General features: G+C 48.8%; 13 protein-coding genes. 9 read left to right on the forward strand and 4 right to left on the reverse strand.

What is annotated here, in order from left to right; genetic code table 11:
• The first annotated feature begins 149 nt into the window (after nt 1-149).
• From J5I83_RS00925 to J5I83_RS00935, 3 genes are read left to right on the forward strand one after another with little or no spacing between them, the layout of a single operon-like run.
• Nucleotides 150-620 (forward strand): PTS sugar transporter subunit IIA, encoded by a 471-nt coding sequence (locus J5I83_RS00925; RefSeq protein WP_304052539.1) that lies wholly within the window; start codon nt 150-152, stop codon nt 618-620.
• A complete protein-coding gene (gene hprK / locus J5I83_RS00930) occupies nt 607-1,554 on the forward strand; it encodes an HPr(Ser) kinase/phosphatase (RefSeq protein WP_304052541.1) in 948 nt (315 codons plus the stop codon). Before J5I83_RS00925 ends, hprK begins: the two co-directional genes overlap by 14 nt.
• Before the next feature lie 24 nt (nt 1,555-1,578).
• Nucleotides 1,579-2,193 (forward strand): flavin prenyltransferase UbiX, encoded by a 615-nt coding sequence (locus J5I83_RS00935; protein ID WP_304052543.1) that lies wholly within the window; start codon nt 1,579-1,581, stop codon nt 2,191-2,193.
• Nucleotides 2,194-2,220: 27 nt separating this feature from the next.
• Here J5I83_RS00935 and J5I83_RS00940 read toward each other — a convergent pair whose 3' ends face one another.
• The 4 genes from J5I83_RS00940 to J5I83_RS00955 form a co-directional block, all read right to left on the reverse strand.
• A complete protein-coding gene (locus J5I83_RS00940; RefSeq protein WP_304052545.1) occupies nt 2,221-2,847 on the reverse strand; it encodes a 5-formyltetrahydrofolate cyclo-ligase in 627 nt (208 codons plus the stop codon).
• Between the two features lie 11 nt (nt 2,848-2,858).
• Entirely contained in the window at nt 2,859-3,926 is a 1,068-nt protein-coding gene (gene mutY / locus J5I83_RS00945) for an A/G-specific adenine glycosylase (RefSeq protein WP_304052547.1), read from the reverse strand.
• Between the two features lie 55 nt (nt 3,927-3,981).
• Entirely contained in the window at nt 3,982-7,308 is a 3,327-nt protein-coding gene (locus J5I83_RS00950) for a DUF748 domain-containing protein (protein WP_304052548.1), read from the reverse strand.
• A 107-nt stretch (nt 7,309-7,415) separates the two neighbouring features.
• Complete coding sequence (locus J5I83_RS00955) at nt 7,416-7,883, reverse strand: FKBP-type peptidyl-prolyl cis-trans isomerase (RefSeq protein ID WP_304052549.1); 468 nt, start codon at nt 7,881-7,883, stop codon at nt 7,416-7,418.
• Between the two features lie 180 nt (nt 7,884-8,063).
• Between J5I83_RS00955 and J5I83_RS00960 the strand changes: the two genes are divergently transcribed.
• The 6 genes from J5I83_RS00960 to J5I83_RS00985 all read left to right on the forward strand — a co-directional run bounded on the left by J5I83_RS00960 (nt 8,064) and on the right by J5I83_RS00985 (nt 13,997).
• Entirely contained in the window at nt 8,064-8,522 is a 459-nt protein-coding gene (locus J5I83_RS00960) for a YbaN family protein (protein ID WP_304052550.1), read from the forward strand.
• Between the two features lie 64 nt (nt 8,523-8,586).
• Nucleotides 8,587-11,391 (forward strand): monovalent cation/H+ antiporter subunit A, encoded by a 2,805-nt coding sequence (locus tag J5I83_RS00965; RefSeq protein WP_304052551.1) that lies wholly within the window; start codon nt 8,587-8,589, stop codon nt 11,389-11,391.
• Nucleotides 11,391-11,720, forward strand: a complete 330-nt coding sequence (locus J5I83_RS00970) for a Na+/H+ antiporter subunit C (RefSeq protein ID WP_304052553.1) — start codon at nt 11,391-11,393, stop codon at nt 11,718-11,720. The genes J5I83_RS00965 and J5I83_RS00970 overlap by 1 nt, the downstream gene beginning before the upstream one ends.
• Nucleotides 11,717-13,243: a monovalent cation/H+ antiporter subunit D gene (locus J5I83_RS00975; protein WP_304052555.1), complete on the forward strand. Its 1,527-nt coding sequence runs from the start codon at nt 11,717-11,719 to the stop codon at nt 13,241-13,243. Before J5I83_RS00970 ends, J5I83_RS00975 begins: the two co-directional genes overlap by 4 nt.
• A complete protein-coding gene (locus J5I83_RS00980) occupies nt 13,243-13,734 on the forward strand; it encodes a Na+/H+ antiporter subunit E (RefSeq protein ID WP_304052557.1) in 492 nt (163 codons plus the stop codon). The genes J5I83_RS00975 and J5I83_RS00980 overlap by 1 nt, the downstream gene beginning before the upstream one ends.
• On the forward strand, nt 13,728-13,997 hold the full coding sequence (locus J5I83_RS00985; RefSeq protein ID WP_304052559.1) for a K+/H+ antiporter subunit F: 270 nt from the start codon (nt 13,728-13,730) through the stop codon (nt 13,995-13,997). The genes J5I83_RS00980 and J5I83_RS00985 overlap by 7 nt, the downstream gene beginning before the upstream one ends.

The following is a 13,997-nucleotide window of genomic DNA, read 5'->3' on the forward strand; positions in this document are numbered from 1 at the left end:
GGATGATAGATAGTGTGTTGCCGATACAAGCTAATTTTTTAAACCAATGCAGAACGCCGCTTAAATACGGCTACTGTGATGGCCAAAAAATAATTTCTGGCGGAAAATGCCATGTTGTGTTTATCGAGCGTAATTTCATTTCTTCTTTTATGAATCTTATTTCACAATTATTGCCTGAATCCAATGTGATTGTTGATTTGGATGTTGCCAGTAAAAAGCGTGTGTTTGAGCAGGCCGGATTATTGTTTGAGAACACGTTACATGTCGCACGTAGCCAGGTTTTTGATAGTTTGTTTGCGCGGGAAAGATTGGGTTCGACCGGACTTGGGCAGGGGGTAGCGATTCCCCATGGGAGAATTAAGGGACTTCGTGAAGCTGCTGCTGCTCTGGTCAGAATGAAAGAAGCCATTCCTTTTGATGCGCCTGATGGTTTGCCGGTCAATATCGCATGTATCTTGTTGGTGCCTGAAAAGGCGACAGACAAGCACCTGCAAATTTTAAGCGAGCTCGCCCAAATGTTCAGTGATAAAAGTTTTCGTGAAAAGTTACTCCTGAGTAAGGATGCAAGGGAGATTCATCAGCTCATCACTGACTGGGTGCCTGATAATGTCACAAATTAGTGTTTCTCAGCTATTTGAAGAGAATCAAACAAAATTGTGCCTGACTTGGGGTTTTGGACAGGACTATGGCAACAAGCTGCTCGATAATGATGTCATCGCAAAGTCTGTGCAAGGATTGATTGGTCATCTCAATTTTATTCATCCTAACTGGATCCAAGTGCTGAGCAGGATTGCCATCGACTATCTCGATCAACTTGATTCGGCCTCTCTGCAGAAAAAATTCCAGCAACTGGCGCAAAGTGATCTCACGTGCATGATCGTGACGGATGGCGCTTCAGTTTCTGAAGCATTGAGATCTTTTGCTGCGCGCACACAAATCCCAATACTATGTTCAACCTGTTCAAGTCTGGATGTAACCTGGGTGTTACGTTCTTTTCTGGCAAAAGTGCTGGCGCCAAATATTAGCAAACATGGCGTCTTATTGGATGTGCTGGGGATGGGGGTGCTTATAACAGGTGAGAGTGGTGTCGGTAAAAGTGAATTAGCATTAGAGCTGATCAGTCGCGGTCATGGGCTGGTGGCCGATGATGTCGTCGAGTTGCGTCGTATTGGACCAGAAACGCTGGAAGGGTCTTGTCCGCCAATATTACGCGATTATCTTGAGGTGCGTGGGCTTGGCATGTTGAATATCCGTACCATTTTTGGGGAAACTGCGGTTCGTCGGCGTAAGAATATGAAATTGATCGTTCATTTGGAGAAATCCAGTGGTGCAGAAATCAGTTTATTTGATCGGCTGCCGCTGAGTAACCTCAATGAAAATATTCTGAATGTGACTATACGTAAAGTGATTATTCCCGTTGCTGCCGGACGAAATCTGGCAGTATTGGTAGAAGCTGCGGTCAGGAATTATGTTTTGCAGTTGCGCGGGATTGACAGCACTCAGGAATTCGTCAAGCGCCACGAACAGGAAATGAATGGTAATTCCTCAGAATGACAGGCAAGATTCTATTCTCCTAAGATGAGTGCTGCGCGAACGATCACGCTTGCCTTTACGGGTGCATCCGGCATGCCTTATGGCATTCGTCTGCTGCAAATGTTGTTAGCTCAGGGTATTCGCGTTTATTTGCTGTATTCACAAGTGGCGCAGATCGTGGCGCAGCAGGAGATGAGTTTGCAACTTCCTTCTCGTGCGCAGGAAGCAGAGGCGTTTTTCAATGACTATTTCAATGCGGAAAAAGGACTGCTGAAGGTATTTGGGCGCGAAGAGTGGTTTGCGCCTGTTGCTTCTGGTTCTAATCCAGCTGACGCCATGGTCATTTGCCCCTGCACCATGGGGACCCTCTCAGCTGTTGCTGCAGGTTTGAATCATAAGTTAATCGAGCGCGCGGCGGATGTCATGCTCAAGGAGAACCGTAAACTCATTTTGGTACCGCGGGAAATGCCATTTTCCGCAATTCATCTTGAAAACATGCTGAGACTGGCACGCAGCGGTGCAATTATCTTGCCGGCCAACCCTGGTTTTTATCATCATCCGCAGAGCATCCAGGATATCGTCGATTTTGTAGTCGCACGCATCCTGGATCATCTGGGAGTTGCGCATACGTTGATGCCGCGCTGGGGTGAGGAAAGTTAGGGAAAAATTTTTTCACCAGACTTGTCGTTATTTCAAGCCATTTTTCATGGCGCATACTTCCCGTGCGATCGGCTGTAACTCATGATCAGCCAGGCAATAGATCGTTTTTTCCGTAACGACATAATCCATGGCAATATCGTGTTCATGCGGGGAAATAGTCGGTAGATGGAGCACCTCAAATGCAATGCCGATAGTTAACGGCCGAGGATTGATGGTAGCAAGGGTGCGATCAAAAAAACCACTGCCATAGCCCAACCGGTAACCCTGATTATCAAAACCTATCATTGGAATAACGACCGCATCAATGGTTACTTGCTCAGTATCGTGAGGAAAAGCAATGCCGTATGCATCTTTTCGCATCGGAGCCTGCGGCCACCATTTGCGGAATTTCAATGGTTGATGCGGACCAACCACTTCAGGTAACGCCAATGTTGCGCCACGTGCGGATAAATACGCCATTACCGGCGCAGGGTCGTACTCGCCTTGGTAGGGCGAATAAAACCCTACGCAGCGTTGCTGCAGTAGCGGGAAGCCTTGTGTGAGCGAATCAGTAATTGCTTCGCTCCAACTAGCGCGCTCTGCAATAGTAATTTGTTTTCGACGCGCTATCAAATGAGCGCGTTGTTGTTTCCGCCATTCTTGCCAATCATTCATAGGGTGGCATTCTAATCTGTCTGGAGCTGTTGCTGGAAGTCAGTTTTTAGTAAAATTTTTCTGACAGGTGCTGGAATAGCACATTGTAATGCGTCATCAATGGTTACCCATATTGCACGATCCATTTTCTTGCAAGGTCGACTGGTGACTTGCAGCAATTGCGTATGAATTCGCAGTTTAAAATGGGTGAAGGCATGATCCAAAGGGGGTAAATTAGCGACGGGCACTGCATCCATCTCAAGATAGGGTGGAGAGGAGACTTGGCTGTTATGATCGATTTCTCTTTCTGGCAGACACCATAGTCCTCCCCAAATGCCCGGGCTTGACCGTTTTTCAAGCAAAATCTTGTCCTGATTGATCAGTAGCAAAAAAGTGGTTTCCTTGGAAGGCAATGACTTTCTCGGTCTGGGCGTGGGCAGGCTGGCTACCCGATTTTCTTTGAATGCCACACAGTCTGGTTGCAGCGGACAACTCAGACATTTAGGCTGATGATGTGTACACACAGTTGCACCCAGATCCATCAGCGCTTGGGTATAAGCAGCCATCTGTTGTTTGTCGCCTGCTTCAGGGAGCAGTGCGTCCGCTTTCTGCCACAATAGCGTTTCCGTTGTTTTCTCGCCAGGGTAGCCGCTGATGCCAAAGCAGCGGGTAAGCACCCGTTTGACATTGCCATCTAGTATCGCGCAGCGCTCACCATAGGCAAAGGCAGCAATAGCGGCAGCTGTGGAACGGCCTATTCCAGGCAGCTGCTGAATGGTTGCTGCGTGCTGCGGAAACCTGCCCTGATAACGCTCCACTATCAAGCAAGCTGCTTTATGTAAATTACGCCCGCGTGAGTAATAGCCAAGACCGCTCCATAAGGCAAGTACTGCGTCAATGGGAGCTTTGGCCAGGCATTCGACATCGGGGAAACTTTCCAGGAAGCGCTGGTAATAGGGAATTACTGTCATTACCTGTGTTTGCTGCAACATGATTTCTGCCACCCAGATGGCGTAGGGATCATTCGTCCCCTGCCAGGGCAGTCCATGTCGGCCATACTGAGTCTGCCAATGAATCAGGGCATGCGCAAAAGTTAACATGGTTACCAGGGAATCTGTTTTCTGATTAAGTAGTTGAAGGTATTGATAGCATACATTACTGCACGGAAAACTCGACACGGCTATTGGGCTGCTGACCAGCATCTGCCGATACTACTTTTGTTCCAAGCACAAAGACGCGGTCGCTCGGCACACCGCCTTGCTCAATCAGCCAATGGAGAACAGTACTTGCTCTGTGTTCTGCGAGTTCGTGCAGTTCATCATCGCTGATCATGGTGTGAGCGAGGATAAGCTGCTCCATCTCTGCTGCTGGCAAGCTTTTGGTCAATCCAATAATATTTCTGGGTTTCTCAAAATCGGCTTCCTTATAGACTTGCGTGAGATAGTGGACATATTCTTTTTCATCGAGCTGAATCTCATCCAGCGAGTCAATGGCCAGGCCTTTTTTTACACTTTCAGAGAGTTTCTGCGTCTTGATTTTGCGCTCAAGTAATGCCCGTTTGAGCGCTTCATGATCGTTAACCGGATCAGCAAAACCGGTTATTTCCAGTTTGAGCGCAGGACGATCGAGCAAGGCGGCAGACAGCGTCTGCAAGCGTTTTTCTGCTTCAGCTTCGAGAGTGGCATAGCCCGAGGGGAAACTGATTTGTGATAACTCTTCTCCTTCACCCAGCAGCGATGCCAGCAGGGTAAAAGGCGCCGTAATGACTTTGGTGATCAGATTGACAAATGCCTCCCAGATAATTCCCGTTAAGCTGAATTGGGGATCATTAATTGAACCGCTGAGTGGCAGGCGAATGTCGATTTCGCCATGCCGGTTTTTAAGAAGTGATATGGCTAGATGGAGAGGCAATGATACAGCCTCGGGGCTGTCAGTTTTGTCGCCAAGCTCGAGCTGATCAAGAAAGATATTGTTTTTTGCTGTCAACTCCCCTCGTTCAACGCGGTAATTGACATCAAACGACAGTTTTCCCTTATCAATGACATAACCAATGTATTTGCCTGAATAGGGGCTGAAAGTTGGCAAATCAATGCCATTCACTGTGGACACGATATCCAGAAAGAGCTGTCCGCTGAATGGGTCGATCATGCCAGAAATGTGCAGTGGTGCAGACCGATCAAATGAGCCACGGATATCTATTTTTCCCGATTTGCCGGGATGCAGCGGGCCGATTTGTCCTTTGAGTCCGGTCAGATTAGCGCGATAGTTCGGTTTGATGAATTGATCTGCAAAATTAATATAACCGTTCCGTAAGATGACTTTATCGAGATAAACGGGTAAAGGTGCGTTGGCAGTAGCGCCAGCAGATGCAGGTTGATTAGCTGATTCAGCCGCAGTGGCAGTAGCATTTGAGCTAGTTTCATCTTGCCGCACCAGTTGGTGAAGATTGAGCTTTTTGCTGGGCAATAAGGTGACGCGCGCATAGAAATCGGTGAGATCAACGGAGGTCATGTCAAGCCGCAGCGGTTCGCTGATAAACTGAACGCCTGTGAGATCAATATTCTTCCAGCGTAGCAGCCTGACACCTTTGGCCTTATCCAGGATATTGAAACTGGCTAGCTGTCCTTTGCCGTTTAACGCTATTTTAAGCGGCTCTCCACCCGCCTTGACCTGCCCTTGGAAAGAGAGATCACCCTGGCTGAGAAGCGCATTCAACCGGTCACTTGCCCACCCTTGTAATGGCACCAGATCAACATGCTGCAGATCAAAGGCGAGATCGGTGGTTAAAGGCGTCCACGCGAGCGTGCCTGTGGTTTCAATATGGCCACGCTGATTAATTGTTGCCTGCAATGACAAGTCCACTGGTTTCACGCCGCTTAGATCCACGTTATTAATAACCAAATGCAATGCGTCAATGTTCATAGGCACTACTTTTGCCAGGGTGTGATCTTCAAAGCGTACAGAGGCATTGGTTAGCTGCACTTGATTGATTTGTGTGGTCCAGGCTTTGCTGGCAGCGGTGTTTTCAGGTTTTGCAACGGATGTCGCTGGCTTGCTTTGATCGACGTCAGTTTTTGCGATGTAAACAGGCTTGTGACTAGGAATGGGCGCAGTTACTTTCACTGGCAGCGCTGCAACTCTTGCTGGTTTACTGGTGACATTGATGCTACTGGCGGGTTTTTTGCCTGGAATAGGAATGATAGTGTTAACGGCTATCACAGCTTGGGCTGATGAGGTGCCTGATGACGATATTACTGTGACAGGGGCATCCGCAGAGGGTGATGCTGGTGCAAACAACTGGGTCAAATCAAGCTGGCCATCAGCTTGCCGCCGTATCAAGGCACTGATCCCATTCAGTGCAACCGCACCAAGCTCGATGTGCCGTTGCGCACGATCGAGCTTGATTGTGTCTATGTCAAATTTTGGCAGCAGTATCACGGGTTCGGTCTCGTCCAGGCGTGTCAGTGCTGCTTCCGTTAGCGCCATCGCGAGCTGGACTGGATGAGGCTCAGTCAGTATCGCTTCCTGCATGGTCACGTCAAGTCGCTTTAGCGCTAACTGATGCGGTGCCTGAACGATCTTGTTTTCAATGGCCAGTTCTTTGAGCGTCGCGCGACCGGACAGGCTAATGCTGGGGACTTCATTCTCTGCTTGGGTAAAGAGCAATGACAGATCGCTGTCAAGGTTGCCAGAAAGCAGACGCAGACCGATTGGAATGGGTGAATATTCATCTATATCAGTCAGATCGATATCGCTAAGCTTAAGGGAGAGTGTTGCTTCGCGTTTATCGGCAAACGGACGCAGCTTGCCCTCGAGTGCAAAAGGCGCATTATTGATTCTGGCGCTGAGATATGGCTCAACCCAATTAATCTGCGCACTTTCAAAATTGGCTATAAATGGAATGCTGAGGTTGATTTCATCGATTTGCTGGCGGCTTTTTTTGAGTTGATCGTCAAACTCGATAGATCCCCCCTGAATGATGATATTGCTGACTGAAAAGAGCGATCTGCGTTGTGCATTCTCTGGCTGATCATTAGATTGTTTAAATTGTTCAATGAGATCGGAAATATTAAAGCGATGCTTGTCCTCACGCGCGAGGTGCAATCTGGGTGCTGTCAAAGTGACTGTACTGACAACGGGCGCAAGCTGAGTAATCGATTCGGCGCTCACATCGACATACAAGCGATCAAAAGCAAACAGGAGGCTGTCTGCTTGGGTACCTGCTTTTTCGCCTATGCGAAAACCTTGCACGGTGAGTTCCAGTGAGTACGGTTGAATGTCGATGGATTGAATGGTGACTGGCCGATTCAATGTTTCAGATAAGATGACTTCCAGTCTGTTTTTTACATATCCTGGCAACCAGTAATAGCCAAGCAATCCAAACAAGGCGACAGTCAGCACGGCAATGCCGCAGCCGAGAGCGATGCGCTTGCGCGTCACGAAGCGGCGCGCAGTCATTAAGATAGCTGAAGAAGTTTCCATGCAACCGGATCCAAAAAACGTGTTTGCAGAGGAAAAAGTAACGCAAAGTAAACAACGACAATTATTTGGTGCAGGCGGTTACCTGCGTTACTTGGCTAGATTTGCTGCTATTGCAAGCCAATCAGTTCCACATCGAAAATCAATGCCGCATTCGGTGGAATCACGTTACCAGCGCCATGCGCGCCATAAGCCATCTGTGGGGGAATAATCAGGGTGCGCTGTCCGCCAATTTTCATCCCGAGGACACCTTGATCCCAACCTTTGATGACCCGCCCCGAGCCAAGTAGAAAGGAAAACGGTTCCTTTCGATCATAGGAGCTATCGAACTGTTTCCCTTTTTTATCTGGGGCAGCCGCGTCATACAGCCATCCAGTGTAATGCACTTTAACTGTTTTGCCGACCACGGCTTCTTCACCATTACCTGCTTTGACATCGATTTTCTGCAATTCGATTACTTCCGATGTGGCAGCATGCGGCTGCGCGGCATGCTCCTTGTAGGCAAAAGCGCTCAGCGGCGACAGGGCTAAACTCAGCAGAAGTAAGCTTAAACTTAATGAAATTTTTGTTTTCGACATAATGATCTCCAAAGAAAAAACAGATTATTTTTCAATCAACACCTGCAACTATTATACTCGCTATGCCTGCTTCGTCATGGCGATCCACATGGCTTTATATCGCAATGCCTTCTCTGCGTGAGGGTGTACAATAATTTGTCCGCATTTTATTTCTTGAAATTTTAGTGGTCCGATTTGTTTATGCCGATACAATTAAACGAACAGGCGAGTCAGCACGAAGAGGGAGTGCATATTCTGCGCCTGCATGATTCTTTTTTAATGCGCTGGCTTTATTTTGGCATTGGTGTCGCTGCTTTGCTGCTGGGAATATTGGGTATTTTTCTGCCTATTTTGCCCACTACCCCATTCATCTTGTTGGCGACTGCGTGTTTTGCCCGCAGTTCAAAGCGGTTTCATGTTTTTTTACTTACTAACCGTATTACCGGTCCTATCATTTACGAGTGGTGCGTGTACCGTAGCATACCCCGCCGCATTAAGCGCTGGGTGTATCTGATGATGGCTTTGTCATTTGGCAGTTCCATTTTAGTCGTGTCATCATATTGGCTTAAACTCATGCTGGTGTTATTGGCAATCGTGCTGGCGGTATTGATTTGGCGCGTGCCAGTCAGGGAAATCGACATTCCTGTCAAAACAAATTGATTTGCGTGATAAAAGGACTGAAGAGATTTCTTTTGCTTCATTACATAGAAAAAGTAAACATTTCATGAATTTGCTACTGATTGTGCTCGTGCCATTTTTCGGCGCTCCTTTGGCTGCAGCTATTTCCAGGCTGGGACGATTGCATGCCGCCTGGATGGCAGGCGCTGTTGCGCTGCTTGCCACTATTTTGCTGCTCCCGGGTTTGATCGAGGTATTTGGTGGGCACGTGCTCATTCAGCGCTTGAGCTGGATTCCCACAGTTGGACTCGATCTGGTTTTCCGGCTGGATGGTCTGGGCCTTCTGTTTGCATTGCTGATATTGGGAATCGGCATGCTCATCATCCTGTACGCGCGCTACTATCTGTCTGCCCAGGATGATATGGGACGCTTTTATGCTTATTTGCTGCTGTTTATGGGTTCCATGCTGGGGATCGTGCTGTCGGAAAATATCATTCAGCTCCTGATTTTCTGGGAATTGACCAGTCTGTCTTCTTTTCTGCTGATTAGTTACTGGCAGCATCGCCACGAATCGCGTAGTGGCGCACGCATGGCGCTGACGATCACAGGTGCGGGTGGTCTGGCATTGCTGGGCGGATGTTTATTGCTGGGTAAAATAGCCGGCAGCTATGAGTTGTCCGTGATTCTGGAGTCGGGCGATATCATTCGCGCGCATTCGCTTTACCAGCCTATGCTGATATTGATACTGTTGGGTGCTTTCACCAAGTCTGCACAATTTCCTTTTCATTTCTGGTTGCCCAATGCGATGGCTGCACCGACTCCGGTGTCGGCTTATTTGCATTCCGCCACCATGGTCAAGGCCGGAGTATTTTTGCTGGCACGGTTATTTCCAGCACTGGCTGGCACGCCGGAATGGTTCTGGCTGGTAAGCGTCACCGGGCTTGCCACGTTGCTTGCTGGCGCTTATATTGCGCTGTGGCAACACGATCTCAAAGGATTGCTGGCTTATTCTACGATTAGTCATCTGGGGCTGATTACCTTACTGTTTGGCATCGGCACGCCGATGGCTGCAGTCGCCGCTGTTTTTCATATCATTAATCACGCTATTTTCAAGGCATCCTTGTTCATGGCGGCTGGCATCATTGATCATGAGGCGGGCACCCGCGATATGCGGCGGCTCAGAGGGTTGTGGCAATTCATGCCGCATACCGCATTATTGGCAATCGTTGCCGCCGCTGCCATGGCAGGTGTGCCTCTGTTGAACGGTTTCTTGTCCAAGGAGATGTTTTTTACGGAGACCTGGCATCATATTGACCAGCCATGGGGGTGGCTGATGCCGGCTTGTGCGACTTTGGCCGGCATTTTTGCTGTAGCGTATTCGCTACGTTTCATCCATAACGTGTTTTTTGATGGTGCGCCGCTGAATCTGCCTAAAACGCCGCGGGAGCCTCCTCGCTGGATGAAAATTCCAGTGGAGGTGCTGGTGGCCTTGTGCCTGCTGGTGGGTATCCTGCCCATGCTGACGGTTGAACCGATACTGTCTATTGCGGCCGGTGGTGTTTTGCAGGGGCCGCTGCCCGAATATAATCTGGCGATTTGGCATGGATTTAATCCTGCATTCTGGATGAGCATCATTGCATTGACGGGCGGTGTATTGGTTTATTTTGGATTCAGTGCTTTTTTGTCACTGCGCACGCATGCAGGAGAGTGGCCTGAAATGAAAGCGGTTTATCATTACGCGCTGACATGGTTATTTTTTGCCTGTCAGCGCTTTGTCCGCTGGCTGCATATTGATTCGTTACAAAGAATGCTGTTCTTTCTGATGCTGTTTGCTGTTTCACTCGGGGCGGCGAGCTTCCTGGCAGGGGATGCCGTGCTGACAGGGGAGCGCGATCTGTTACCCATTGATGGCGTGAGTCTGGTTGTGGCGCTGATCATGATGGCTGCAGCTATAGGTACCGTTCTGCTCCATCGGCAACGTCTCGTGTCCTTAATTATGATCGGCGCCGTTGGATTGGGTGTTGCTTTGATTTTTGCTAAATTTTCAGCGCCTGATCTTGCTCTGACACAGCTCTCAGTTGAGGTTGTCAGCATTGTACTGATGTTGCTGGCGCTGTATTTTTTGCCCCAATACACACCTGCTGAATCGAAGCCTCTTCAGCGTGGACGTGATTTGCTGCTGGCAATGCTGGCGGGTGGCGGTGTCACGGCATTGGCCTGGGCAGTATTGACTCGCCCTTATGAAACAATTGCGGATTATTTCATGGCGCATAGCGTGCCCGATGGAGGGGGGCATAATGTGGTTAATGTGATTCTGGTTGATTTTCGCGGCTACGATACACTGGGTGAAATTACTGTCATGGCCTTGGCTGGATTAGGTATTTATGCCATGCTCGAGCATCTTCAATTGAAAGGGCCAAGTCATGACAGCTTAAAGCGCCCATGGAATGAAGATAAACACCCCCTGATCATGGCATCATTGACCCGCGTGCTGTTGCCGCTGGCGCTGCTGGTTGCTGTGTTCATCCTGTTACGTGGGCACAATCTTCCGGGAGGGGGATTTATCGCAGGACTTATCACGGCAGTCGCATTGATCACGCAGTATCTGGCTAATGGCGTTGCCTGGACACAGGCACGGCTTGCTATCAACATGCATACTGTAATTGCAACAGGCTTACTGCTTGCGGCGCTGACAGGTGTGGCGAGTTGGCTATTTGGCTATCCGTTTCTAACTTCTGCGTTTGGTCATTTGGACTGGCCGCTGGTGGGGGAATTTGAGTTGGCCTCTGCCATGGCATTCGATCTGGGAGTTTATTTGGTCGTGGTAGGGGTGACCTTGCTTATCATTGTTAATCTTGGAATGGTGCACAGTGACAGTGCTTCTGTGAAAACTCGTCATAAAATACGCTAATGGAAGCTCTGATTTCTCTGATTATCGGCGTGCTCACCACTTGTGGTGTGTATCTGTTGCTGCGTAGCCGTACTTTCCCCGTGGTGCTGGGGCTGACCTTGTTGTCTTATGCGGCCAACCTGTTTTTACTGGCAATGGGCAGGCTGGTCATTGGTGCCCCACCGATCATAGCTGATGAAATGAGTGGTTATACTGATCCACTACCGCAAGCGCTGGTGCTGACTGCAATCGTGATTAGTTTTGCCATGACTGCATTTGTGATCGTACTTGCACTTAAGACTTACAAGGAACTGGGTAACGATCATGTTGACGGAATTCATAAGCCATGATAGTACACCTTGCTGTTATTCCTGTGCTGCTGCCCTTCTTGACAGGTATTTTGCTGTTACTGTTACGTCAACGCAGCGCTGTGCTGGAACGTGCGCTGAGTATTTTTTCGATCCTCATGCAAATTTTTCTAGCTTTTAAGCTGCTATCGGTAGTCGGTGGTGGCGATATTCTGGTCTATGCCTTGGGTAACTGGCCAGCGCCTTTTGGCATCATGCTGGTGGCCGATTGTCTGGCTGCCTGGATGCTGATGATTACTGCCCTGCTTTCCTTATTTGCGCTACTTTATGCCATTCCTGTTACAGAGCAGGCAGGTAGGCATTTTCATGTGCTCTTTCAGCTGCAGTTGTTTGGTTTGAATGGTGCCTTTTTGACCGGTGACTTGTTTAATCTGTTTGTGTTTTTTGAGATCCTGTTGATTGCTTCCTACAGTTTACTTCTGCATGGCGGCGGACGCTTGCGCACCAAAGCGGGGTTGCATTTTGTGGTGATTAATCTGGCTGGCTCCATCCTGTTTTTGTTCGCAGTGGGAGTCCTTTATGGCATGCTGGGCACGCTTAATATGGCTGATCTGGCTGTCAAATTGACTACGCTGACGGCTGGGGATAGCGCCTACGTGCGGGCAGCCGGCTTGCTGTTATTTGGCGTGTTCGCGCTCAAAGCGGCGCTGGTGCCACTACATTTATGGCTACCTTCAGCTTATGCTCATGCCGCTGCACCTATTGCAGCGTTGTTCGCCATCATGACTAAAGTCGGCGCTTACAGCATTTTGCGTATTTACACTCTTATTTTTGGTGCTGAAGCAGGCTTGGGTGCTAATCTGATCGAGGGATGGCTGCTGCCGCTTGCTCTGCTCACCCTGGTGGTCGGTATGGCAGGTGTGGTGGCGAGTGCGCGTTTGCGACAACAAGTGGCTTATTTGGCAATTGCATCCGCAGGCACTTTGCTGACTGCATTTGGTCTGAATACGCAGGAGGGAATTGCTGCCGGTCTTTTTTATCTATCCCATTCTACTTTTGCAACGGCTGCATTCTTTTTGCTGGCAAATACCATTGCCAGTCGGCGTGCTGAGCTGGATGATCGATTAGATTCTGGTCCTGTCATTGCGCATTCGCGCCTTATCGGCGCACTCTTTTTTGTAACGGCGGTATTGCTGGCTGGACTTCCACCGCTATCGGGATTCATGGGAAAATTTCTGATTCTGCATGCTTCTCTAATGCATGCTGCGCTTCCCTGGATCATGGCTATCATATTGATAACCAGCTTGTTTGGTTTGATTGCATTGACCCGGAGCGGTAGCCTGCTGTTTTATCGAGCGCATCCATCGCCAGCAGCTGCAGTTGGTGCGATTGGCTTGACTGCTGTTTGCAAGGAATTGTTACCGATTATCAGCCTGCTCACTTTATGCGTGATATTAGTGATCTGGGGTGGGCCGATTACCCAATTTTTGTACTTTGCCGCTGAACAGCTGCTGCAACCATCTCGTTATATTCAGGCTGTGCTTGTGACTAGAGGGTTACCTTGATGTATCGCTTGTTGCCTCATCCTATGCTTACCTTGATTCTGGCTGGCATTTGGCTGCTGCTGGTGAATAGCATCCATATCGGACAGATCGTGCTGGGATTGCTGCTAGGCTGGATGATTCCGCTGCTCACGACCCAGTTCTGGCCAGAGAGAGTGCGAATCTATAAGCCATTTTATTTGTTACGGTTTGTGGGGATCATACTGATCGATATCGTCCAGGCCAATTTCACTGTAGCCAGGCTTATTCTTGGTAATCCAGATCGTTTGCAACCTGCTTTTGTATCTGTGCCGTTGATTCTCAAATCAGATCTGGCCATCAGCTTTCTGGCCAATGTTATCACGCTGACCCCAGGTACGGTATCAGCGCACCTCTCTCACGATCGATGTCATCTGCTCGTGCATGCATTACACGTGAGTAATACAGAAGAGCTTGTCAATACTATTAAGTCACGTTATGAGACGCCATTGAAGGAGATTTTTGAACAATGTTGAGCTATGCCGTGTTTGTGGCCTTGATGCTGGTTACTGCCGCAGTCGCATTGAGTTTCTGGCGATTATTATGCGGTCCAAGCATGCCTGATCGTATACTTGCACTCGATACCTTATATATCAATACGATCGCGTTACTGGTGCTGCTAGGCATCCACCTTTCCAGTGCGCTGTATTTTGAGGTAGCCTTGATTATTGCTGTCATGGGTTTTGTTGGTACTGTTGCTGCATGCAAATATCTGTTGCGTGGCGATATCATCGAGTGA

The sequence above is a fragment of the Nitrosomonas communis genome (genome assembly GCF_024102715.1).
Classification (GTDB): Bacteria; Pseudomonadota; Gammaproteobacteria; order Burkholderiales; family Nitrosomonadaceae; genus Nitrosomonas; species Nitrosomonas communis_B.